The organism is Luteolibacter luteus (genome assembly GCF_012913485.1).
Classification (GTDB): Bacteria; Verrucomicrobiota; Verrucomicrobiia; order Verrucomicrobiales; family Akkermansiaceae; genus Haloferula; species Haloferula lutea.
Genome location: NZ_CP051774.1, coordinates 5,462,734 through 5,484,516 on the forward strand (window position 1 = coordinate 5,462,734; position 21,783 = coordinate 5,484,516).

At 61.3% G+C, this 21,783-nt stretch carries 21 protein-coding genes; 8 read left to right on the forward strand and 13 right to left on the reverse strand.

All coding sequences use genetic code 11. The features are described from left to right. Positions 1-51: 51 nt before the first annotated feature. From dnaB to moaA, 4 genes are all read left to right on the forward strand, one after another. The gene (dnaB, locus tag HHL09_RS22635; protein WP_169456948.1) at positions 52-1,503 is read left to right on the forward strand and encodes a replicative DNA helicase; all 1,452 of its coding nucleotides are present in this window, start codon (positions 52-54) and stop codon (positions 1,501-1,503) included. A gap of 99 nt (positions 1,504-1,602) precedes the next feature. Further along, positions 1,603-1,872 carry a Precorrin-3B methylase gene (locus tag HHL09_RS22640; RefSeq protein ID WP_169456949.1) on the forward strand — a complete coding sequence of 90 codons (270 nt, stop codon included), beginning with the start codon at positions 1,603-1,605 and terminating at the stop codon, positions 1,870-1,872. A gap of 52 nt (positions 1,873-1,924) precedes the next feature. After that, positions 1,925-2,689, forward strand: coding sequence for an NIPSNAP family protein (locus HHL09_RS22645; protein WP_169456950.1), 765 nt, complete (start codon positions 1,925-1,927; stop codon positions 2,687-2,689). Positions 2,690-2,824: 135 nt separating this feature from the next. Continuing rightward, positions 2,825-3,826: a GTP 3',8-cyclase MoaA gene (moaA, locus tag HHL09_RS22650; RefSeq protein ID WP_425491550.1), complete on the forward strand. Its 1,002-nt coding sequence runs from the start codon at positions 2,825-2,827 to the stop codon at positions 3,824-3,826. On the opposite strand, the gene HHL09_RS22655 is transcribed toward moaA, so the two are convergent. The 5 genes from HHL09_RS22655 to HHL09_RS22675 all read right to left on the reverse strand — a co-directional run bounded on the left by HHL09_RS22655 (position 3,823) and on the right by HHL09_RS22675 (position 7,634). Next, positions 3,823-4,617, reverse strand: a complete 795-nt coding sequence (locus HHL09_RS22655; protein WP_169456952.1) for a cysteine peptidase family C39 domain-containing protein — start codon at positions 4,615-4,617, stop codon at positions 3,823-3,825. The genes moaA and HHL09_RS22655 overlap by 4 nt on opposite strands. After that, positions 4,614-5,396, reverse strand: coding sequence for a thiazole synthase (locus HHL09_RS22660; RefSeq protein ID WP_169456953.1), 783 nt, complete (start codon positions 5,394-5,396; stop codon positions 4,614-4,616). Before HHL09_RS22660 ends, HHL09_RS22655 begins: the two co-directional genes overlap by 4 nt. Positions 5,397-5,447: 51 nt before the next feature. Continuing rightward, positions 5,448-6,185, reverse strand: coding sequence for a DUF2071 domain-containing protein (locus tag HHL09_RS22665; protein ID WP_240963688.1), 738 nt, complete (start codon positions 6,183-6,185; stop codon positions 5,448-5,450). 4 nt (positions 6,186-6,189) lie between these two features. After that, on the reverse strand, positions 6,190-6,555 hold the full coding sequence (locus HHL09_RS22670; RefSeq protein WP_169456954.1) for a hypothetical protein: 366 nt from the start codon (positions 6,553-6,555) through the stop codon (positions 6,190-6,192). Between the two features lie 86 nt (positions 6,556-6,641). Next, positions 6,642-7,634: a malate dehydrogenase gene (locus tag HHL09_RS22675; RefSeq protein ID WP_169456955.1), complete on the reverse strand. Its 993-nt coding sequence runs from the start codon at positions 7,632-7,634 to the stop codon at positions 6,642-6,644. A 176-nt stretch (positions 7,635-7,810) separates the two neighbouring features. Between HHL09_RS22675 and HHL09_RS22680 the strand changes: the two genes are divergently transcribed. Together HHL09_RS22680 and hpt are read left to right on the forward strand one after the other, a co-directional pair. Then, complete coding sequence (locus HHL09_RS22680) at positions 7,811-8,131, forward strand: FtsB family cell division protein (RefSeq protein ID WP_169456956.1); 321 nt, start codon at positions 7,811-7,813, stop codon at positions 8,129-8,131. Between the two features lie 62 nt (positions 8,132-8,193). After that, positions 8,194-8,727, forward strand: a complete 534-nt coding sequence (hpt, locus tag HHL09_RS22685) for a hypoxanthine phosphoribosyltransferase (RefSeq protein ID WP_169456957.1) — start codon at positions 8,194-8,196, stop codon at positions 8,725-8,727. 76 nt (positions 8,728-8,803) lie between these two features. Here hpt and HHL09_RS22690 read toward each other — a convergent pair whose 3' ends face one another. The 4 genes from HHL09_RS22690 to HHL09_RS22705 form a co-directional block, all read right to left on the reverse strand. Then, positions 8,804-10,747, reverse strand: a complete 1,944-nt coding sequence (locus tag HHL09_RS22690; protein WP_169456958.1) for a 3-keto-alpha-glucoside-1,2-lyase-like domain-containing protein — start codon at positions 10,745-10,747, stop codon at positions 8,804-8,806. A gap of 5 nt (positions 10,748-10,752) precedes the next feature. Then, positions 10,753-11,664 (reverse strand): sugar phosphate isomerase/epimerase family protein, encoded by a 912-nt coding sequence (locus HHL09_RS22695; protein ID WP_169456959.1) that lies wholly within the window; start codon positions 11,662-11,664, stop codon positions 10,753-10,755. A 14-nt stretch (positions 11,665-11,678) separates the two neighbouring features. Continuing rightward, on the reverse strand, positions 11,679-13,859 hold the full coding sequence (locus HHL09_RS22700; RefSeq protein WP_169456960.1) for an outer membrane protein assembly factor BamB family protein: 2,181 nt from the start codon (positions 13,857-13,859) through the stop codon (positions 11,679-11,681). Between the two features lie 108 nt (positions 13,860-13,967). After that, on the reverse strand, positions 13,968-14,720 hold the full coding sequence (locus HHL09_RS22705) for a YqjF family protein (protein ID WP_169456961.1): 753 nt from the start codon (positions 14,718-14,720) through the stop codon (positions 13,968-13,970). 94 nt (positions 14,721-14,814) lie between these two features. Here HHL09_RS22705 and HHL09_RS22710 point away from each other — a divergent pair, with 94 nt between their 5' ends. Then, positions 14,815-17,154 carry a hypothetical protein gene (locus tag HHL09_RS22710; RefSeq protein WP_169456962.1) on the forward strand — a complete coding sequence of 780 codons (2,340 nt, stop codon included), beginning with the start codon at positions 14,815-14,817 and terminating at the stop codon, positions 17,152-17,154. Here the strand turns inward: HHL09_RS22710 and HHL09_RS26870 are convergent. From HHL09_RS26870 to HHL09_RS22720, 3 genes are read right to left on the reverse strand one after another with little or no spacing between them, the layout of a single operon-like run. After that, a complete protein-coding gene (locus HHL09_RS26870) occupies positions 17,103-17,318 on the reverse strand; it encodes a DUF6980 family protein (protein WP_425491552.1) in 216 nt (71 codons plus the stop codon). The genes HHL09_RS22710 and HHL09_RS26870 overlap by 52 nt on opposite strands. Before the next feature lie 11 nt (positions 17,319-17,329). Next, a complete protein-coding gene (locus tag HHL09_RS22715; protein ID WP_169456963.1) occupies positions 17,330-18,196 on the reverse strand; it encodes a sugar phosphate isomerase/epimerase family protein in 867 nt (288 codons plus the stop codon). Positions 18,197-18,214: 18 nt separating this feature from the next. Beyond that, positions 18,215-19,258, reverse strand: a complete 1,044-nt coding sequence (locus HHL09_RS22720; protein WP_169456964.1) for a Gfo/Idh/MocA family protein — start codon at positions 19,256-19,258, stop codon at positions 18,215-18,217. Positions 19,259-19,496: 238 nt separating this feature from the next. Between HHL09_RS22720 and HHL09_RS22725 the strand changes: the two genes are divergently transcribed. Further along, positions 19,497-20,870, forward strand: a complete 1,374-nt coding sequence (locus tag HHL09_RS22725; protein ID WP_169456965.1) for an MFS transporter — start codon at positions 19,497-19,499, stop codon at positions 20,868-20,870. A gap of 75 nt (positions 20,871-20,945) precedes the next feature. Here the strand turns inward: HHL09_RS22725 and HHL09_RS22730 are convergent, their stop codons facing one another. Further along, positions 20,946-21,758: a sugar phosphate isomerase/epimerase family protein gene (locus tag HHL09_RS22730; RefSeq protein WP_169456966.1), complete on the reverse strand. Its 813-nt coding sequence runs from the start codon at positions 21,756-21,758 to the stop codon at positions 20,946-20,948. Positions 21,759-21,783: the final 25 nt, after the last annotated feature.

Genomic DNA, 21,783 nt, shown 5'->3' on the forward strand with positions numbered 1-21,783 from the left:
AAGACCTTTTCTTCTCCGCTCTTCGCTCCTTGCTCTACGCTTTCCCTATCCATGGCCGTCGACACCAAGCCCGCTCGTCCCGATTCCCCGAACCTCCAGGCCCAGGACGCCGCTGCCGTGGGGCCGGACGTGACTCGGTCGATGCCCCACGCCTTGGGGCCGGAGAAAAGCGTGCTGTCCTCGATGCTGAAGGATCCGGAAACCTGGATCGGCATGGCCTTGGAAGAAGGCCTGACGCGGGACCACTTTTACCTGCCCGCGCACGGCCTCCTTTTCGAGACGCTCAAGGATCTCAATGCGAAAGGTAAGGAGATCGAACTCGTCTCGCTCGTAGCCCTCCTCCACGACCGGGGAATGCTGGATAGCGTGGGCGGTCCTGCCGCGATCACGGACATCTTCACCTACGCGCCGAATGCGGCGCACTTCCACAACCACCTCTCGCTGGTGAAGGACAAGTTCGTCCTTCGCTCGATCATCCGCACCTGCACCGAAGCGGTCTCGGAGGCCTTCGACAATCCGGAGGAAACCGTGTCGCTGCTCGACCGCGTGGAGACCAGCGTGCTGGGTATCCGCCAAGGCACCGAGACGGTCCGCGGCTTCCACATCAAGCAATCCGTGGCCGAGGTGATCAGCCACTTCGAGGCGCTGCTTTCCGGTGATGTGGAGGTGCAGGGCGCGCCGACCGGTTACTCGGATCTCGACCGGATGTGCAAGGGCCTGAAGCCCGGTGAAATGTTCGTCGTCGCAGCCCGTCCTTCGATGGGTAAGACCTCCTTCATGATGAACGTCGCGGAGCACATCTGCGTCGATCAGGGCGTGCCGAGCATGGTGTTCTCCTGCGAAATGACGGCGTTCCAGATCGTTCAACGTCTGGTCTTCGCGCGCTCCCGTTTCGCCATGACCCAGCTCGGGAAGGGTTTCAAGCCGCGCAAGGAGGACCTGCTGCGGATCAAGCGCGCCGCTGAAGAGATCGCCTCCTCTAAGCTCTTCGTGGACGATACCCCGGGCATCCTGATCGACACGCTGCGCGCCAAGGCCCGCCGCCGGAAGCGTGAGGACAACCTGGGCTTCATCGCGATCGACTACCTCCAGCTCCTCAAATCCGGATCGAAGCAGGCGCAGAATTCCCGTGAACGTGAAATTGGTGAAATTTCCGCCGGTATCAAGGCCCTCGCAAAGGAACTCAGCGTCCCGATTCTGGTGCTCGCCCAGTTGAACCGTGGTCCTGAAGGTCGAACCGGCAAATCCCTCGGGGTGCCGCGTATGTCCGACCTTCGTGAATCCGGAACCATCGAGCAGGACGCCGACATGATCGGCCTGCTCTACCGGACTGCCTACTACGCCGAAACGGAGGAAGAGAAGGAGCAGGAAGCCGGCAAGGCGGAGCTCCTCCTCGCGAAAAACCGTAACGGTGAAACCGGCCACGTCCCGCTGACCTTCATCGCCGAACTCATGCGCTTCGAAACCCGGGCCCGCGACGAGAACGACCACGGACCGGAGTAATCGCCTTTTCACTGGGAGCGCGGAACTCCAGTTTCGCTTGGATGGCAGGACTCGCCACGGAAATGAGTGCTTGGGCATAAGCCATTTGGACTCCCCTTGATGCCTCCAAAGAAGAAAGCCAACGCCAAGCCGCTGACCGGCACTGCCTTGATCAAGGAGGTGAACCGGCGCATCCGCTTGGCGCGTAGCCTCTGGGATGCTCACCGGAATGCCGCCTGCCGCGGAGAGCGGGAAAAGGCCATCGCGCTCTACGAGACGCTGAGCGAGGCGGAGAAGGAGAAGATTCCCCAGGAGTTGCGGGTCTGGCTCCGCTACCGCAGCGAGAAGTATTTCGGCGAGGGCCGGACCCCGCCCGGCGGCAATCGTTAGACAGCCACGCTTCCCGTTTGCCAGCCGCCCCCGGCTTGTGGAAGGTCATGCCATGATCAAGGTCCTCGCATCCGCTGCTCTCGCCGTCGGGCTTTCGCTTTCCGCCTCCGCTGCTGACAAGCTTCTCTACGAGCTTCGCACCTATCATGCGGAACCGGGCAAACTGGATGCGCTGCTCACGCGCTTCCGTGATCACACCTGCAAGTTGTTCGAGAAGCACGGCATGACCAACGTCGGCTACTGGGTGCCGGTTGAGAACAAGGACAATGTCCTGATCTACCTCCTCTCCTACCCCGACAAGGCTGCCCGCGATGCCGCTTGGAAGGGCTTCCTCAGCGACGAGGACTGGAAGAAGGCTGCCGCAGCTTCCGAGGTGAACGGCAAGCTGGTCGGCAAGATCGATGAACTCTATCTGACCTCCACCGACTTCTCCCCGGGCTTCCCGGGACCAGCCAACAGCGGTGCCGATCGCGTCTTCGAGATGCGCACCTACACCACGCGTGATGGTCTTCTGCCCGCGCTGCACAAGCGTTTCAACGATCACACGATCGAGCTCTTCAAGAAGCACGGCATCACCAATCTCGGCTACTTCAAGCTGAACGAAGGTCAGCCGGATGCTGCCAACACCTTGCTCTATTTCCTCGCTCACAAGGATCAGGACGCTGCCACGAAATCTTGGACGGAGTTCCGCGCAGACCCGGTCTGGGTGGCTGCCAAGAAGGCGTCCGAAGATGCGAACGGCGGTTCCCTGACAGTCTTGCCGGACGGCGTGAAGAACGTCTTCCTCAAGCCGGTGGACTTTTCGCCGGTGAAGTGACGTGGCTCTAGCTCGCCTCCCAGTGGCGGTCGGCGAAGTCTATGAAGCGCTTCCTCCGGAGGCTCCAGCGTTTGTCATGACCGGGTTGAGAGGATTTCATTTTCCCGAAAGGCGATCCGGGGCCATCATACGCGCGTGATCGGGCCGGTGGACAAGTTCGGGCGTGGCATGCGGGATCTGCGGATCTCGCTCACGGACCGTTGCAATTTCCGCTGCCGCTACTGCATGCCGGTGGAAGTCTTCGGCCCGGGCTACCGCTTTCTGCCGCGGGAAAATCTGCTGAGCTTCGAGGAGATCGTGCGGATGACGCGCCTGCTGGTGCCGATGGGAGTCGAAAAAGTGCGGCTTACCGGTGGCGAGCCGCTGCTACGCCGCGGCATCGAGGATCTGGTGGCGATGCTAGCCTCGATTGAGGGGGTAAAGGACATCGCCCTCACCACGAATGGCGTCCTGCTCGCCCATCACGCGGAGGCTTTGGCGCTGGCCGGGCTGAGTCGTGTGACCGTGAGCTTGGATGCGCTGGATCCGGAGATCTTCGCCCGCATGAACGGTGTGGGAGCGAAGGTGGAGAGGGTCTTGGCTGGGATTAATGCAGCCCAAGCCTATGGGCTGAAGGTGAAGGTCAATGCGGTGATCCAGCGCGGGGTGAATGAGAGCGAGGTGCTGCCTTTGGCCCGCTGGGCGAAGGAGAATTCGATCGACCTGCGCTACATCGAATACATGGATGTGGGGGAGACCAACGGGTGGAAGCTCGATGAGGTCGTATCCGCGTCGGAGTTGTTGGAGATCCTTTCCACGGAGTTCGATCTGGCTCCGCGCGATCCGGCCTATCGCGGTGAAGTGGCACTGCATTGGGGGCATGCCGACGGGAGTTGTGAGGTCGGAGTGATTGCATCGGTGACGCGGCCCTTCTGCCGGGACTGTCAGCGGATCCGCTTGTCGGCGGATGGAAAGCTTTTCACCTGTCTCTTCGCCGCAAACGGGCACGACGTCCGGGACATGCTGCGCGGCGGGGCAGGGGACGATCTGCTACAGGCCGCCGTTCGCGGAATGTGGAGGGTGCGGGAAGACCGCTACTCGGAAGAGCGCGGAATCGTGCATCGGCCGAAGGCGGAGATGAGCTATCTGGGCGGCTAGGGCCGCTGGATCGACATGAAGAAGGGTTCGAGCTGATACCACTTCAGAAATCGCTCGATGGTCATTTGATCTCTACCGCGAAGAGGATCGACGAAGATGACTTCGTCTCCGGAGATCTCCAGCAAGGCGATGAAATGTCCCGCGCCTTGGCCTCCGGTGCCGATGATGCCGGGGTGTTCCTTCGCGTCGGGCAGGCCGGCAGGAGCGGAGAAGTGAACCTTGAAGCCGCGCTTCTCGATGGCCCTGGCGAGATGCCAAGCCTCGGTGCCGGATCGGGAGGTCCATGCGTCTTTGGCCAAATGGCTTTCGAGAGTTTCCTTGTCTCCAAGGTAGCGGAGAATGCTCGCGGCGCTGGCAGGGCCACAGGTAACCATCGAGCTCTGGATGCAGGCATCGGCTTCCCAATGTTCGGTGAGCATCGCGGGATCAATAGGGCGCAGCACCGGCTTGAGGAAGGGGATGACGAGCACGAAGACCGTGGCGGCCGTGGGCAGCGGTTTCAGGATTCGCGGGAGCAGGGAGCGCCATACCCCTGCAGCGATGCCGAAGAGGGTGAGGAAGCCTTCCGAGAAAGGCAGTGCCCTGAGCTGATAGAGCAAAGGCGGCTCCGGAAGCAGGTGGAGGTAGTAGAAGGCGAACCAAGCGCCGGGAAGACAGAGCAGGAGCGAGACGATACCAACGACGAGCTTCGGCTTCCTGCCGAGCTTCTCCGCCAGTTTCCAAGCGACAATGTGAAGCAGCACGAAGGCCGCCAAGGTAAGAGCGAAGACGAGCGTCGCGGATGGCATCATGCGTTGAGGAAACCGGTCAGCGGGCTGGTCGCCGAAGCGGAATCAGAGACTTCCGGCAGACCCATCTCATAGGCATCGCGTCCGGCTTCGACGGCTTTCTTGAAGGCGATGGCCATGCGCGAGGGATCGGCAGCGATCGCGATGGCGGTATTGATCAGCACGGCATCCGCGCCGAGTTCCATGGCCTCTGCGGCATGGCTGGGTGCGCCGAGGCCGGCGTCGACCACCACCGGCACGATCGCTTGTTCCACGATGATGCGGATCTGGTCACGGGTGGCGACGCCACGGTTCGAGCCGATGGGAGCGCCGAGCGGCATCACGGTGGCGGTGCCGACTTCCTGAAGGCGCTTCGCCAGCACGGGATCGGCATTGATGTAGGGAAGCACCGTGAAGCCTTCCTTCACCAGGATCTCGGCGGCCTTGAGGGTCTCGATCGGGTCCGGGAGGAGGTAGGTCGGGTCGGGATGGATCTCGAGCTTCACCCACTTCGGCAGGCCGGCGGCGGCAGCGAGACGGGCGAGGCGCACGGCCTCCTCCGCGTTCATCGCGCCGCTGGTATTTGGCAGCAGCAGGTATTTTTCCGGATCGATGAAATCGAGAATGTTCGCGTAGGGATCGGCCTTTCCGGTGAGGTCGGCGCGGCGTAGGGCCACGGTCACGATCTGGGTGCCGGAGGACGCGAGGGCATCGCGCATCGCTTCATTTGAGGAGAATTTCCCCGTGCCCACGAAGAGACGGGAGGAGAATTCGCGACCGGCAATGACAAGCGGCTGGGACATCGGCGGCGGACTTTAGGGGAGAGGCCCCGGCATGCAAGCGGAGTGTCGGTCTCAGGCCGGGACGGCGGCGCGGCGGGCGGACAGCTCGTGCCAATCGTGCGGGATATCCCTCATGATCAGGGCGTGGTCGAAGACCGCGCTGCCGGAAGGAAAGACGGTGCGATCGTCCAAAAAGGACGATTCCACCCGCGAGACCGCCAGCGGCCTCACAGCCCAATGATGGGTTTCCAAGCGGATGCCATCGAGCTTGCAGCAGTCCTTGGTGACCGAAAAACCGATGCTCCCAGGCTCAAAGAAGGCCGAGGTCTCTTCAAGAGACGCAAAACAGGAAGCCGCGGAGATCTGCTCGGCCTCTGCTGCCTCGAGCGCGAGGGTCATCTTCCCATCCCGGGAGCGGATTTTCATGTCGATCTTGCCCTCCGAATCCGTGACCTCGAAGTCCGCCAGATGATGCTCGCCTGGGAAAAGCCGGCCCCCGGCCAGATGATTCGCAAGAGAGCCGGTGTCGCGGCGCGGAATAAAGACTCCCTCCTTCGTCTCCCCATCCTCATCCCAAAGCACCGCGATCCGGTGGGCTGCATTCTCGCTGGTGATGCCTGACCACGCGGGGAATGCCTTTGGCCGGATGTCCTCCAGCCGGATCAGGCAGATCCCGGAAATCGCGTGGCCCTGGTGAAGCTTTGGCCGAAAGCCCTCGGGCAGGATCTTGGAGATCACGCCGGGGTCCACCCGGTAGTTCACCAGCAGGCGGCGGCCGATCATTCCGGTGACCGCGGGCAGCTTCAGCATCGTTTCAGGTTTGAATGATGTGATGGATCGCGTCTTTCAGCCACTCTGGAGGACTGGAGTCTGAGCGAAGGGATACCAAGGCTCGTAGCTTCCCGTCGCTGGCGGGATCCGCAACGAATAAGGTTCTCAGGTCCTCTTCTCCCAATTCCGAGTCGAAGACCCAGAGCGGAATCTCGGTCGGGCGGTCGACTTTTCTCTCTGCTACCTGGGTGAATTTCCTCCCGCGGGAATCCACGAGATACGCGTCCCCGGTGCTCCAGAACCACTGGTCCACATCGTCCGTCCAATACCCAAGGTCGAGAAGTCCACCCAAGCTGCCATCGGTTTCGACGAGGATCGCGGGGAACTCCGCTTGGATGTTATCGTTCATGCCGCTTTGAAGCCGCTATCCGGTAACAAGAAAGCCGCGGGATGTCCCGCGGCTTTCCGTGAAATCAAGGTGAAGCGGATCTCGGCTTAGGCCGGGATCAGGTTCTGCACCGCCTCGCGCTCTTCGAGGAGCTCGTTGATGGTGGCGTCGATCTTGCCCTGGCTAAAGGCATCCACCGGCACGCCGTCCACGACTTCCCAAGTGCCATTGGTCACCGTGCGGATCGGCATTGAGGCCATGATACCCTTTTCGATGCCGTAGTGGCTGCCATCCGAGTAGATCGCCACACTGTGCCAGTCACCAGCCGGAGTCGGGTTGACAAGGCTGACCACGGTGTCGATCGCGGCATTGGCGGCGGAAGCGGCGGAAGAAGCACCACGGGCCTTGATGATGGCGGCACCGCGCTGTTGCACGGTGGTGATGAATTCGCCCTTCAGCCACTCGTGGTCGCTGATGACCTCGGTGGCGGGCTTGCCGTTGATCTTGGCGTTGGTGAAATCCGGATACTGGGTGGCGGAGTGGTTGCCCCAGATGCAGAGATTGGTGACTTCCGAGTGATGGGCACCGGATTTCTTGGCGAGCTGGCTCTTGGCGCGGTTCTCGTCCAGGCGGGTCATCGCGAAGAAGCGGTCCTTCGGCACGCCGTCGGCGTTCGAGGCACAGATGAGGGCGTTGGTGTTGCAGGGATTGCCGACGACCAAGGTCCGGACATCGGAGGCGGCGTTCTTGGCGATCGCCTGGCCTTGGCCAGTAAAGATCTTGCCGTTGATGCCGAGCAGATCGCCGCGCTCCATTCCGGCCTTGCGCGGCACGGAGCCGACGAGCAGAGCCCAGTTGGTACCGCGGAAGCCTTCGTTCAGGTCGGCGGTCGGCACGATCTCGCGGAGGAGCGGGAAGGCGCAGTCATCCAGCTCCATCACCACGCCTTCAAGCGTCGGAAGCGCGGGCTCGATCTCGATCAAGCGAAGATTCACCGGCTGGTCCGGACCAAAGAGTGCCCCGGAGGCGATGCGGAAGAGCAAGGCATAGCCGATTTGGCCGGCGGCGCCGGTCACGGAAACGGTGATAGGTGCTTTCATGGTGTCTCGAATGCGCGTGAAGGATGTACCTCCCCGCAGCACATACGGTCAATCGTGGAGCTTCCTTGGAATACGACGGATTTTTTCCTGTCCCGGATCCTTAAGGGATGCTAAGCAGCTAGCATCCAATGGCCGCGAGGCGGAAAAAGAGCGTCAAGACTGCAAAGAGTGCGAGCGTGAAGTTGAAGCGTCTGGAAGCCCAGACGCGCGTCATCTGCACGGCGAATCGCATTGTTGTCGCAGTGATTGCTCTGGTCCTCGGTTTGGCCGTGGTGGCTTCCGCGCTCCCGCAGAAGCGGAAGCTTCAGGATCTGGAGTTCCAACTGGCCCGGGTGCTGGAGGAGGAAAAGCAGGTCATGGCTGAGAAGGAGCATCGCGAGATCGAGTATCGGGCGATGAAGGAAGATCCTGAGTTTCTCGAACTCAAGGCACGGGATCGCCTGAACCTGCACCGCGAGGAAGAGCGGGTTTTCCGCGTGCGGCGCAACAACGACTGAGCCGGGCGCGGCTTTCACTTGCCGCTTGTAAGCAGGCCGCTGAAGCGGGAATTCTCCATGGCATGGAGAACGATATCGAGCGCGTGCTGGTGGACGAAGAGGTGATCCTCAAGCGGCTCGATGTCATGGCAAAGGAGGTCCGCAAGGACTTCCCCGGCGAGGTGCTGGTGGTCGTCGTGCTCTTAAAGGGGGCTCTGGTTTTTGCCTCCGACCTGCTGCGCCGGGTGCCCCGGATGCTGGAGATCGAGTGCATCAATGTGGCGAGCTACCACGGTGGCACGGAGAGCAGCGGCACGGTGAACTTCCTCGATCACAAGCTGCCCGATGTGAAGGGGCGGAAGGTTTTGCTCTTGGATGATATCCTGGACACCGGCCGGACCTTGAAGGCGGTGAAAGACCGCCTGATCGAAGAAGGAGCCACGGAGGTGAAGACCGGTGTCCTGCTAGCAAAGGACAAGGAGCGGGCCGAAGCGGTCGAGGCGGATTACGTGGGCTTCTTTATCGCGGACGAGTTCGTGGTGGGGTACGGGCTGGATTATCAGGGGAGGTACCGGAATTTGCCGTACGTGGGGGTTTTGAAGGCAGAGGCGCAATGAGAGGACGGCGCGGGTGAAACGGTATTCACCCGACCGCCGAAGGACGAGCGGGGTGCTCGTCCTTCCCTTGGAGCCACTACTTGGCGTTGTTCCAGAAGACGAAGGTGCCGCGGTTGGTTGAGGTCACGACTTCGACGGTGCCGTCACCGTTGAGATCGGCGGCGAGGACGTCCGAGCCGACTCCGGAGCGGTTGTGGATGAGCTCGGGAACGAACTCGGCGCCGCCGGGAGCGGACGGATTTCTTACGGTGCGATACCAATAGACCACGGCATCGCCGTAAGGATCGGGATCGAAGTAGCAATCGAGGTGGGACCAGTAGCGTTTTCCGACGATGAAGTCCGGGATGCCATCGCCATCCATGTCCGCCATGGTGGCTCCGTGAAGCTGGGAGAAGGTCACACCGCCGGCATTCTGGGAGGCATAGTCATCCGCGATCATGTGGCGGACGAAGGAGATGCTGCCGCCGCTGTCCCGCTTCTGCTCGAACCATGCGAGGCCGAAGCCGTGGGCATTCAAGCTGGTGACCACGTCGTTGGTGCCATCCCCGTTGACGTCATAGACCGCCATGGCCGCGCCACCGCAACCGCCGCTGCGGTGACCGTAGCGCGCGAAGGCTTCCGGGTGATAGGTCCACAGGCCGCCGGCACTCTTGTCTTTCGGTTGCTCCCACCAGCCGTTCGGATTGAGTACATCCAGCAGGCCATCGCCATTGATGTCGCCCGCGCCCACGCCATGGGCCATCGCGTAGCCCTTTTCGGAAACGATGTGCTCCACCCATGGCTTGGTCGGGTCCGCGGGATCGGGCTTGGCATAGCGCATGGAACCATCCGCGCCGTACACCAGGGAAGGAACGCCGCTGCCATCGATATCCTTGAAGACGGTGACTTCCGTTTGCACGGAATTGATGACGATGTGCTTGTCCCAGCGCCGTGACTCGCCCTTCGGATTGATGTAAACGGTGGCCTTCGGAGGGCCGGTCATGATGTCCAGCCAGCCGTCGCCATTGAAGTCATAGGAATACTGGCAATTGATCTCCGGGAACATCTTCGACGGGCTCAGCGTGGTGGCCGGATAGATCTCGCGGTAACGGCTGAAGTCCGGACCGAAGTAGATGTAGGGGCCGGCCGCAATGTCCTGCACGCCGTCGCGGTCAAAGTCTCCGGCGGCAGCTGCCCACGAATAGAACATGTCGCTGATCCGTTGCGCCTTGAAGCGCGGGGCGCTGCTCTCTTGAGGAGAACTGCGGACGGAGATGTCCTTGAAAGCGATATCGCGGAATTTCACCTCACCCTGTCCACCCGCATAGAGCGCCCACGGACCGAAGCTGCCATCGCTCTCCGCAGTGGCACCCATGCCGCCCTGTCCGCCGTCGTTGAGGAAGGCCCGGATGACATTTGCATCGAGGAAGATCTCGAGCTGGTTCCACTCGCCGGGGCGATAGGAGGTGTCGGGTCGGACCAAGGGCTTGTTGTCTTCACCGCCACCCTGACGGTTGCGATTGCCGCCGCCTCCGCCGCGTCGTGCCGGGGCATTGGGATCGGGCGGGGGCGCGATCCGGACCAGAGGATCTTGTCCGGGTGAGCCGAGAGACTCGCGCTTCAGCTCCTTGCCTTGCGGATCGAGAGTGACGCTGAAGGAGTTCGGCTCGCCATCCTTCAGGGAAACAAGGATGCCCTTGGAACCGCTATCCGTCTTTTCCTGTCTCAGCAGGATGCCGGCTTCGGCTTCGCTTGTGACTTGGAAGATGACCCTCAGGCCGACATCCTCGTAGGACTTGCCGAAGGCGAGGGATCCGCCGCCATTGGTTTTCGCGGTGATGATGCCATCGGCGGCGGACCATTCGGCACTGCCGGAGCGCGTCCAGCCATCGAGGCTCGAACCTTCGAAAACGAAGTCAGGCTTGAAGACAAGGCCGGTGCCAGTCACGTCGCCGGGCTGAGGCTCGGCAGCGCGGAAAACGGCGAAGGCACCGAGCACGCCCAGCAGGCCAACGGGTAGCAGGGATGAGGAGGCTTTCATGGGATTCAAGCGCTGATGTTAGCCTTCAGATGTTCGATGCCCCAATCCGCGACCTTCGAGTAGTCGATGGGCTGCACCTTCGGGCTGTACTGGGCCACCATGTAGAGGCCCTTGAAACCGAGCTTTTCACAAAGCTGAACGCAGCGATCGAAGTCGTAGGAGACGTGCTGCATGGTCTTTTCGTCGAAGTCGACCATCTTGGCAGAGACGATGTAGGCGTGGGGTACAATCTTCTCCAGCTTCGCGAAGAGCTTGTCGTCAGGCGGGTAGTTGCCGAAGTCCGGCTCGGTATAAACACCGGACCCCTTCACGATCGCCACGTGTTTGTCCGCGTCCATCTCGATCCCGAAGTGGTTCGCAGTGATGATGATCAGGTTCTTCTCCTTGGCCCTGGCATTGAGCTCCGTGAGCGACTTGATGCTCTGCTCGACCGAGCCCTTCGGGCTGCCGGGATTGATGCGGATGCAGCGCGAGCCGAGGAATGAGACGGCATCAATCCACTCGGAGACCGACTTCACGCTCTTCGCGCGCGCCTCTTCATCGGTGGAAGCCAAGTCGTAGGAAATGCGGTCGATCTGGACATTCACTAGCTCCGATCCTGCATCCTTGATCTTCCCTTTCAGCTTCTCCAGGTAATCGGGCTCGAGGGACTCGAAATGCTCGTTCCAGAACTCGATCTTGCGGATGCCGAAGCGGTCGCGGTGATGCTGCGGGACATCGAGCAAGGTGAGCTCGTTTTCAATCTTCTCCACGCCCTTCGGCTTGGTCTGCTGGAAACGATAGCGGAAAAGCAAGGTGCCTAGCGCGATGCGGTCCATCTTGTCACCGCCCTTTGCCTCTTGGGCGAAGAGGGTGGGTGCCATGGAGAAGCTCAGGGCCATGCCCGAGGTTTTTAAGACGAAGGATCGGCGATTCATGATCGGGGTTGTTTTCAGGATTCGGAGAGGGAGTAGACGATGTAGCCGGAGGGGATTTTTTTCGCGAGGTCCTTGTCGATGACCGGCCCCATGTCGCAGATGACGAGGAATTGCTTCCCGCCTGCCTCATACATCGCGGGGAGGCCTTCGGGATTGCGGGGCAGGGGACTGCTCCAGAGCTTTTCCCCGGTCTCCGCGGCATAGGCGTAGACATGGCCATCGAGGCAGGTGGAGAAGATCAGGCCGGTGGATGTGACGACCATGCCTTTCCGCTGCGAGCCGATCGGCAGGCCCAGGTCCTTGCCTTCGGGGCGTGGGATCTTGCGGTCGTGGCCGAGCGGCGTGCGCCACTTGATAACCCCCTTGTTCAAGTCATAGGCGACCATCCACGACCACGGCGGACCCTGCAGGTCGGAATGCTCCAGGCCATAGCCGGAGCTGTAATTCTGCACCGGACCGCCGACTCCGGATGGGTAGCGCCTTGGGGTCCGGTTTCGATCATTGCGGCGCTCGCGGTTGGACTGGGCCTCGGTCAGGTTCACGTTTCCACCGATGGCGGTGTAGATCTCAATGAGCGCCCGGTCCTCCAAGTGCGGGAAGCCAGGCATCACGCCCTTGCCTACGGCGATCGTATTGCTGAATTCCCCGAAGTTGAGCCGCTTGCCGACGTCCACCAAGGAAGGGACATTATCGCGGCCCTGCATCTTCTCGCCATGGCAGGCACTGCAGTAGGTCATGTAGGGTGTCTGGCCTTCGGCGATGGCGACCGGTGGCACGATGCCGGCGGATACCTCCGGCACGGTCTCGCTGGGAAGCGCTTGCTCGGGCTTCAGGCGATACACCGAGGCATACTCCTGGGTGATGATGTAAACGAGGCCGCGTTCCGGATCGGCCGCGGTATTGCCGCGATTCGCGCCGCCCACGGCACCCGGCACCGCGATCGTCTCGTATTGATCCGAGAGCGGTTCGTAGAGGCCCACCTTTGCCGCGGCGAAGCGCTTCCTCCATTGCTCTTTCTTCTCGGCGGAGAAGTAAGGATTCAGGTCGTCGATGCTCAGCGAGTGGCGCGTAAAAGGCGGAACGACGGTCGGAAATGGCTGTGTGGGCCATGACTTCTCGCCCGGCATGGTGCTCTGCGGGACCGGGCGTTCCTCAATCGGCCACAGCGGTTTGCCGGTGAGGCGCTCGAAGACATAGAGGAAGCCTTGCTTTCCCGCGACGGCGACGGCTTCGACCCGCTTCCCATCATGATCGACTGTGATCAATTGGGGGGCCGAGCAGAAATCGTAGTCCCACAGATCATGGTGCACGGCTTGGAAATGCCAGAGCCGCTTTCCGGTGCGCGCATCGAGAGCCAGAATACAGTTCCCGAAGAGGCCTTCCCCGATGCGGTCCGCACCATAGTAATCGTAGGTGGGTGATCCCAGAGGCACGAAGGCGATGCCGTGCTTCTCATCGATGGTGATCTCTCCCCAGCAGTTCACACCGCCGATGTATTTATAGGCATCGGCAGGCCAGGTCTCGTAGCCATACTCGCCGGGCTGGGGGATCGTGTGAAAGGTCCACGCCAGCTTCCCGGTGACGACGTCATAGGCGCGCACATGCCCGGGTGCGGTAAAGTAGCCCTCTCCGGGAGATGAGCCGAGCACGATGAGATTCTCAAAGATCTGTCCGGGTGTGGTGCTCTGCACGCGATTGATCGCGGTGGGATCTCTTCCCAGCCCCTCCTTCAGCGAGGTGGATCCATTGTCGCCAAAGCTGGAGATGGTTTCACCGGTCCGGGCATCAATCGCCTCCAACATATTCCGGCGGCAGATTAGCAGGCGGCGATCCTTGCGATCCTTGCTCTCCCAGTAGTTGAGGCCGGTCTTGATGATCCCGTTCATGCCGGGGCGCGACCAGATCTCCTTGCCCGTGGCGGCGTCAAGGGCGACGAGCGATTCTTCCTTTCCGAGCAGATACATCACCCCATCCACGATGAGGGGATTGAACATGTAAGGGGCATCGCCGGCGGCGTAGGTCCATGCCACCTCCAGCTTCCCGACGTTTTCCGGCGTGACCTGTTTCAGATCGACGTACTTCGATTGATCCGCGCGGCCGCCATACTGGTGCCATGGTTGCTCCTTGGCTGGCTTGCCGTCTTGGGCAAGCGCCGTTCCATAGGTCAAAATCGTGATGTAAAGCAGGCAACGCACATGGGGGCTACGACCTTGCTTTCACCTTTTTTCAGGGCTGACAAAGCACCGCGGATGACACGCGGTGAGGAAGAAAGATGGAATAATCGGCCTGCGTTTCCGTAGGGGCTAAATCGGAGTGCCTAGGCGACGGATCGGGAAGACGTCGACATCGACCTGATCTGCCCAAAGCATCGATTCTGGTATAGCGTTTGGCTCGATCAGGCCATTCCACTTGATGGGCAGGCTGGACCACTTTTCACAGGTGGCAGGGGCCCATCGATAGGGGGCGTGATGGACCCTTCCGCTGAAGAGTTGGTCATGCCTGTCCCCGGAAAAGAGGACATAGCGTTCGAGCAGGAAAAACTGCTCCGAGCCAGGTTCTGCGATGGCCAGATCACCCTTCGGTCCGTAGTGGAAGACAGCATCGCCCTCCTCTCCATCGCGACGGCAGTGATAGGTGGTCGCCGCGATGGTGCCGCCGCTGTGCATGCGAGCGTGGTGGTAGGGGAGGAAGAAGAGATTCCTCGCGAGGGTGACGGCGACGGGTTGATTGCAATCGAGCGAGAGGAACCACACCCCGGGTGTGCCTTCTTCATCATGTACGTAGATGCGGACATTCAGCTCAAGGAACCATGAGAGCCACGGAACGGCGGGCAGATAGGTGGGCCGGATGCGCTCCATGAAAAAGGGCACAACGCCGATCCACGCGGTGCCTTCATGCAGATCGAGGTGTAGGCCACGAGGAAGAAGAGGCCTGAGCAGATCCGGATCCGCCCGCCAATGCAGGAAGAGCAGGCGCGACCAGCGCTGCTTCATCACGGGACGTCCTGGAGGACGTTCACGTGCGGCAAGCCGCTGGTCGAGGTTGGGCGGAAGCATCTCAGGAAAGATTGCGGGAAAATCGCCCCGGGTCGATTCCGGGGAGGGCTGAAACTCGAAATTCACGATCGGATCGCCGCGTAGCTTCCTGCCCATGAGGTTTCTCTGTTGTTGGATAATCGCACTCTTTTCGACGGCTCTCTGCCGGGCGGAGAGCCCTCGCGAATTGCCGATGGGGCCGGAGACCGCGCCCTTGCCCGCGTCGCATTTTCCGAGCGCGGCTCATGCCGTGGTCTGGAGAAACTGGACCTTGGTTCCTCCTGCCAAGCTGGCGGAAATCCTGGAATCCACCGAAAGCGAGGTCGTTTCCGCAGCGGTGTCCATGGGCTTGCCTGCGGAGGCCTCCGTTTCCCCGGAGTGGGCGCGGCGCGGCTACATCACGCTGCTGAGGAGGAACTGGCACCTGCTCCCCTACGAGCAATTGCTTCCTCTGTTAGGGATGAGCCAGGACCAACTGGCCTTTTCACTCCGGGAGGACGATTTCCTTTTCATCAAGCTCGGCAGCCGCAAGCCGCGCTGCCCTCACGTCACGATGCCAGTTCGCACGGAAGAGATCCGGGCGGCTGAAGGTAGGATCGGTCGCTTGGTGAAGGAGCGCTTCGGAGCTTTGGGGGAAGTCTCCGGAGAAGCGCCGTTCTCTTTTATTCACGAACTCAGCCAACTCCCAGCTTCGGGCATGGCCAAGCCTACAGGCGATTGGCGGAAGGCTCCTCCGCGAATCATCTATTCGTACTTCGCGACCTTTGGCGATCCGCTTGCGGATGGCGCGCCGGATCCCTTTCCGGATGGATTGCTCGCCCGCTTGGCTGCGGAAGGGGTGAACGGCGTCTGGCTTCATGCCGTGCTGCAACAACTCGCTCCCGGCGGTCCCGATTTCCCGGATTTTGGCCGTGGAAGCGAAGGTCGGCTCGAGAATCTCAAGAGGCTGGTGGACCGCGCGGGCGCACAGGGAATCGCGATCTATCTTTACCTGAATGAGCCCCGCGCAATGCCCGCGGAGTTCTATGCGAAGCGTCCGGAAATGGCGGGCGTCACGGATGGAGATCATCGCGCGCTGTGCACCAGCGATCCCAAGGTGCGCCGCTGGCTGGAGGATGCCAGTGCCCATGTCTTCACAAAGGTTCCAAGTCTCGGTGGCGTGATCACCATTTCCGGTTCCGAAAATCTAACCCACTGTGCTTCCCACGGTCGTCAGCAAGAGTGTCCGCGCTGTGGCAAGCGCGACGCTGACGAGATCACGGCGGAGGCGAATGCCGTCTTGGCCGCAGGCGTGCATCGTGCCGCGCCGGATGCCCGCTTCATTGTCTGGGATTGGGGATGGCATGGGCATGGTGAAGCACCCGGCGTGATTTCCCGCCTGCCGAAGGATGTCTGGCTGCAATCTGTCAGCGAGTGGCAGGTCCCCTTCAACCGCGGAGGAATCGACGGCACGGTAGGGGAGTATTCGCTATCGGTCGTCGGTCCCGGCTCCCGGGCGAAAAAGCATTGGGAATGGGCTCGCCAGGCAGGACTGAAGACCTCGGCGAAGCTCCAGCTCAACAACACTTGGGAGCTTGCTCCGGTCCCATGGCTGCCGGTGCTTGATCTGGTGGCACGGCACTGCGAAAATGTGGGGAAGGAAAAGGTCGATGGGCTCCTGCTTTCGTGGTCCCTTGGCGGGCATCCCTCGCCGAACCTGCAGGTGGCACGACGTTTCTTCAGCGGTCAGGGCGAAGTTCTCCCGCCGGTGGATGATGTGCTAACGGCGGTGGCGGTGGACCGCTATGGAGCAGAGGCGGGTCCCTGGGTGCGTGAGGCATGGGCAGCTTTCAGCAGGGCATTCTCGGAGTATCCCTATTGTGGGTCGGTGATCTATCAAGGTCCCCAGCATGTGGGTCCTGCCAATCTTCCTCTCCTCACACCGAGCGGACTGCCTTCCAGTATGGTGGGCTTTCCCTATGATGATCTCGATGGGTGGCGTGGACCCTATCCACCGGAGATTCTTGCCTCACAGTTTGAGAAGGTGGCCACCGGCTGGGCGGCAGGCATCGCGAAAATGGACGAGGCTATTCGGGCGGCGAGCGCTGCAGATGCATCGCTTCAGGCAGCGTTGTTGGAAGACAAACGGCTCGCGGAAGCGGCGGGGTGCTACCTTTCATCCGCAGCAGTTCAGGTGCGTTATCTCATGGCGCGCTCGCGATGGCTGGCCGCAGATGACCCGGAAGAGAAAGACAAGGCGCGCCGTGAGATGCTCGGGCATCTGGCCCGCTGGGGCGGGGAAGCGCGCAAGCTTTACCCGCTTGCAAAAGCCGATAGCCGCATCGGCTTCGAGGCCTCAAATCATTATTTCTCGATCCCTCAGGATTTGGTCGAGACGGTGATCGCGGTGGAGTGGGCGAGCAATCAGCTCTCTTCCTCCGAAGATGCCAAGGCTGCCCCGCACCAAGGGCAGTAATCGATGCCGATCACGGAGGAGCCACCGTCGTGAACGATGAGCCCGTATCCGTCGGATCGGGTGGAATAATGGATCAAGGCATCCGGACAGTTGAAACGGTCCGGATGCTTTTCACAGGTGCTTTCGATCGCTGCGACCATTCTTGCACAGCAATGTGTCTTCATGGCCCCGGGTGTCAGAGTGCGGCGATGATCTGGTCCATGCGCTTGCCGTAGTCCACGTAGCTGTCGAAGCACTGCTGCCAATCGACCTGCGATTGATCCTTCACGTGGAAGACGGTTGCGACATGGGGCTCGATCGCTACCCAGCCGTCGTAGCCGCGCGATTTCGCATCGGCGAGGATCTCCGGGATTTTCGCGTCGCCTTCGCCGGGCATGGTGTAGATTGGCTCCACGCCATCGCTTGGCGGGCTGATGCAGTCCTTGATGTGGATGTGGACGACGTGGTCGCGGACCTTCGTCCAGAACTCCCAGGGATCTTGCCATGGGGATGGCTCGGGCTTCGAGCGATCGCGTTGGAAGAGCGGATTGCCGGTATCGAAGACGAGCTTCAGGCCAGGGACTTCCTCGATCAGCCGCAAGGTGTGCTCCGGGGAGAAGCCGCCCCAGTTCATGCAGTTCTCATGGATGGCGGTCAGGCCGGCATCGTCGAAACGCTTCACGATTTCCCGCAGGCGGCGGAAGCGCTCCTGCTCCTGCTGGTCTTCACCCCAAGCTTCCTGCGCGTAGGACATCACGCGGATGAGCTGTGTGTTCAGCCGCTTCATGCGCGGGATGGCACGCTCGATCTCCGCGAGGGTGATGTCGAAGTCACTGCTGATCTTCTTGCCCCAATTCGCGATCAGGGAGCCGAACTCCGGGACTTGGATGCCCTCGGCATCGAGTCGGTCGGCCACGGCATCGAACTTCTCCTGCGGGAGTTCGTGGAGGTTCACGCCATCCACCATGCGGCAGGAAATGGCGGACCATCCGAGCTCCTTCGTCGCGCGGATCTGGGTATCGAGATCACGGCCTGCTTCGTCGGCGAATCCGGTGAGTTTCATGGAAGGGGCGGGCGCGTGTTAGAGTTCGATCTTCTTGCCGCCGTTCTGGGCGCTCTCGTAGATGGCGCGGATCACGGCCACTGGCTTGCGTGCCTCGTTGGCGGAGACGGTGGGTTCGCGGCCTTCCTTGATGGCGTTCACGACTTCCTCGAAGTTGCGCTGGTGTTGGTAGAAGTTGATAGCCTTGGGATCGTTGGCACCAAGTCCCGCGCCCTGGCCCTTCATGAGGGTCGAGCGGATTTCGGCATCCTCCGGCTTCTCATGCATGAAGTCCCAGAGCTCGAAGGCTTCGTCCGCGAGGAAGACGGAGCCTTCCGTGCCGCAGAGCTGGACCCGGGCCGGGTGGCCGTCCTTCGACCAGGTGCAGGTGGAGCCTTCGATCACGCCGCGTGCGCCATTCTCGAACTCGACGATGGCGACCGCGATGTCTTCCACTTCGATGTCGGTGTGAGCGAGGCAAGCGGTGTTTGCTTGGACAGACTTGATCGGTCCGGCGAGGTAGATCAGGGCATCGATGGTGTGGATCGATTGGTTCATCAGCGCGCCGCCGCCATCGAGAGCCCAGGTGCCACGCCATGCGGCGGAATCGTAGTAGGCTTGGTCGCGATACCACTTCACATAGCAGGAGGCGGAGGTGAGTTTGCCGAAGCGGCCTTCATCGGCAGCCTTCTTGAAGGCGTCCATGCCGGGGTGGAAGCGGCGGTTCAGCACGGCGGCGATGGTCTTGCCGTTGGCCTTGGCAGCGGCGATCTGCTGGTCGATGCGCTCCACGGTGACTTCCAGCGGCTTTTCGCAGATCACGTGCTTGCCGGCATTCAGCGCGGCGAGGGAGGGCTCGAGGTGCGAGCCGGAAGGGGTGCCGATGGTGACAATCTCCAGTTCGGGGTCGGCGAGGAAAGCGGCCATGTCGGAGTAGGCCTTCGCGCCGTATTCGGTGGCGAGTTTCTCGGCGGCCTCAGCGCGAAGGTCGAAGACGGAGTGGAGCTCGCCTCCGGTCATGGCGGTGATGGCCTTGGCGTGGAAGTGGCCGATCATGCCGGCACCGATGATTCCGAATTTCATTGTCTGTAAAGTGGAGCAGGGTTTGGAAAACGGGCCCTCTCGGGCAGGGAAGAGCAGAGTCGAAAGCAGGGGATTTTGCCAAGCCTTTTGTTGTATGACAAGATGCCAGCGGAGCTTGAAAGCTCAAGAATGACCCGTTTGAGGGACCCCGCCCAAAAAGACGGTTTCTATCAGCGCTTTCATGCTTGCCGGAATGCGCTTCGCACTCTGGACTCCGGAAACTCAAGAAACATTCCCGATGGCAAACTTGTCAGACAACCCGAAGCACAGGCCGTGGTGGACGCAGCTCAATGGCTACCACTGGTTCGTAATGATCGTGGCCTCCTTGGCGTGGTTTTTCGACTGTCTTGACCAGCGTTTGTTCTCCTTGGCGCGGAATCCGGCGCTCAAATCTTTGATGCCCGGAGCTGAGGCCGGGGAGATCCAGGCGGTGGGTAAGGAAGTGACCGCGCTGTTCCTTGTGGGGTGGGGGATTGGCGGGATGATTTTCGGTGCGCTGGGTGACCGCTATGGGCGCTCGAAGATGCTGACGGTGACGGTGCTGCTTTACTCGGTGTTCACGGGACTGAGCTTCTTCAGTCACTACTATTGGGACTTTGCGATCTACCGTTTTCTTACCGGAGTGGGCGTTGGAGGTGTCTTCGGGCTGGCGGTGGCGTTGATCGCGGAGACGGTGCCGGATGGGGCTCGCGCCGGGGCCTTGGGCACCTTGCAGGTGCTTTCCACCGTGGGAAATATCTCCGCAGCCTTCATCAAGATGGGCATCGATAATCTGGAGGCGGGCGGAACCATTGCTCCTGGCAATGGCTGGCGCTGGCTCTTCCTTGTGGGCGCCTTGCCGGCTTTCCTGGTCTTTTTCATCCGCGGCCACCTGAAAGAGCCCGAGCCTTGGCTGAAGCTGAAGCGTGAGGGGCGTCTTCCGACAGGCGGGATTTTCGCTCCGTACGCCGCGCTGCTAAGCGACAAACGATGGCGGCACAATTTGATCGTGGGTGCGATCATCGCCTCCACTGGCGTAGTGGGGCTTTGGGCGATCGGTGAATATGCGGTCGATCTCCAGCGCATCGTCTTCCGCAAGCACTTCGAAGGCCTCGGCATGGCTCCCGCAGACATCGACAAGGCAATGAATGCGGCGGTGAGCAAAGCTTACTTGCTGAGCATGGTGGGTGCGGCCCTGGGCATGTCCTTCTTCACGTGGCTATGCGGCAAGCTGGGCCGACGGGCCTCCTTCGCGGTTGGCTTTACCTCTGCCGCGGTGATCACGGCGCTCGTGTACTGGAAGATGAACTCCCCGATGGATGCCTACTGGATGACGCCGCTGATGAGCGGTGCGCAGCTTGGCATTCTTGCGGGCTTCGCGATCTATCTGCCAGAGCTTTTCCCAAGCCGCCTCCGGAGCACCGGAACTTCGTTCTGCTACAACCTTGGCCGTTTTGCCGCGGCAGGCGGCAGCTTCTTCTCCGCCGCGCTGGCGAAGGGTGCCTATGGCCAATTCGGCTCGCCCGTGATGGAACGCTATTCCGCCATGACGATGTGTGCGATCTACATCGTGGGTATCATCGCGCTGCTCTGGGCTCCCGAGACGAAGGGCAAGCCGCTGCCCGAGGATTGAAGCATTCAAAGAAGAAGGCGGGCCTGCAAGGGTCCGCCTTTTTTGTTTGGGAGCAGTGCTGTGAAGGGGAATGGCCTAGGCGAAGAAGCGGCGGAGATTTGCGAAGCTCTCCCGTGCAATTTCTTCCGGGCTCGGGGTGTAGTCGAAGACCTCCACGGAGACCCATCCGTCATACGCCGTTTCCCTCAACGCCGCCACAATCGGGCCATACTCGACCTCGCCCATACCGGGACCACGCAGGTTCGGGTCGTTGGCGTGGAAGTGAACGGTCCAGTCCTTGCTCTCGCGGATGACCTGGTCGATCGGCTTGTTCTCATAGCTCATGGCCTTCACATCGAGGTGGAGCTTGCACGAGGGATGGTCGATGGCTTGGCAGAGGCGAATGGTCTCCGCCGCGGAGGTCAGGAAATTGGTTTCCACGTGACCGAGAGGCTCCATCGCGATGGTCACGCCGAGCGGCCCGCAATGCTCCGCCGCGGAACGCAGGACCTCGACCGCGCGTGCGAAGGCGTCCTCATAGGACCAGCCTGTTTCGAGTGAACGCTGGAGCGGGCTGCCCCAGACCATGATGTTGCCGCCCATCGCCTGGCACAGATCGGCGAGGTGGCGGGCACGGTCGGTGGTGGCCTTTCGCACCCTGTCGTCGGGAGTGGTAAGGTGGAAGCCGGTGGTTTTTGCCAGCAGCCAGTGGAGGCCCAGAACTTCCATTCCTTGCTCCCGGACTTGGGTGCCGAGCAGTTCGGCATCAGTGGTGGTGAGCTTCGAAACATCTTCCGCCAAGGTGAAAGGGGCGACTTCCAAGCCCGTGTAACCGATTTCCGCCGCCATCCGCGCGGCCTCCGCGAGTGGGATGTTGCCGAAGGTCTCGTTGCAGATCGCGTAGCGCATGGTTAGAGAGGAAAGGGGATTGCTC

What these genes read in the sequence shown, in the direction of transcription:
- dnaB (WP_169456948.1), top strand. Translation starts at nt 52, where the DNA reads ATGGCCGTCGACACCAAGCCCGCTCGTCCCGATTCCCCGAACCTCCAG.
- HHL09_RS22640 (WP_169456949.1), top strand. Translation starts at nt 1,603, where the DNA reads ATGCCTCCAAAGAAGAAAGCCAACGCCAAGCCGCTGACCGGCACTGCC.
- HHL09_RS22645 (WP_169456950.1), top strand. Translation starts at nt 1,925, where the DNA reads ATGATCAAGGTCCTCGCATCCGCTGCTCTCGCCGTCGGGCTTTCGCTT.
- HHL09_RS22655 (WP_169456952.1), bottom strand. Translation starts at nt 4,617, where the DNA reads ATGATGCCATCCGCGACGCTCGTCTTCGCTCTTACCTTGGCGGCCTTC.
- HHL09_RS22660 (WP_169456953.1), bottom strand. Translation starts at nt 5,396, where the DNA reads ATGTCCCAGCCGCTTGTCATTGCCGGTCGCGAATTCTCCTCCCGTCTC.
- HHL09_RS22665 (WP_240963688.1), bottom strand. Translation starts at nt 6,185, where the DNA reads ATGCTGAAGCTGCCCGCGGTCACCGGAATGATCGGCCGCCGCCTGCTG.
- HHL09_RS22670 (WP_169456954.1), bottom strand. Translation starts at nt 6,555, where the DNA reads ATGAACGATAACATCCAAGCGGAGTTCCCCGCGATCCTCGTCGAAACC.
- HHL09_RS22675 (WP_169456955.1), bottom strand. Translation starts at nt 7,634, where the DNA reads ATGAAAGCACCTATCACCGTTTCCGTGACCGGCGCCGCCGGCCAAATC.
- hpt (WP_169456957.1), top strand. Translation starts at nt 8,194, where the DNA reads ATGGAGAACGATATCGAGCGCGTGCTGGTGGACGAAGAGGTGATCCTC.
- HHL09_RS22690 (WP_169456958.1), bottom strand. Translation starts at nt 10,747, where the DNA reads ATGAAAGCCTCCTCATCCCTGCTACCCGTTGGCCTGCTGGGCGTGCTC.
- HHL09_RS22695 (WP_169456959.1), bottom strand. Translation starts at nt 11,664, where the DNA reads ATGAATCGCCGATCCTTCGTCTTAAAAACCTCGGGCATGGCCCTGAGC.
- HHL09_RS22705 (WP_169456961.1), bottom strand. Translation starts at nt 14,720, where the DNA reads ATGCTTCCGCCCAACCTCGACCAGCGGCTTGCCGCACGTGAACGTCCT.
- HHL09_RS22710 (WP_169456962.1), top strand. Translation starts at nt 14,815, where the DNA reads ATGAGGTTTCTCTGTTGTTGGATAATCGCACTCTTTTCGACGGCTCTC.
- HHL09_RS26870 (WP_425491552.1), bottom strand. Translation starts at nt 17,318, where the DNA reads ATGAAGACACATTGCTGTGCAAGAATGGTCGCAGCGATCGAAAGCACC.
- HHL09_RS22715 (WP_169456963.1), bottom strand. Translation starts at nt 18,196, where the DNA reads ATGAAACTCACCGGATTCGCCGACGAAGCAGGCCGTGATCTCGATACC.
- HHL09_RS22720 (WP_169456964.1), bottom strand. Translation starts at nt 19,258, where the DNA reads ATGAAATTCGGAATCATCGGTGCCGGCATGATCGGCCACTTCCACGCC.
- HHL09_RS22725 (WP_169456965.1), top strand. Translation starts at nt 19,497, where the DNA reads ATGGCAAACTTGTCAGACAACCCGAAGCACAGGCCGTGGTGGACGCAG.
- HHL09_RS22730 (WP_169456966.1), bottom strand. Translation starts at nt 21,758, where the DNA reads ATGCGCTACGCGATCTGCAACGAGACCTTCGGCAACATCCCACTCGCG.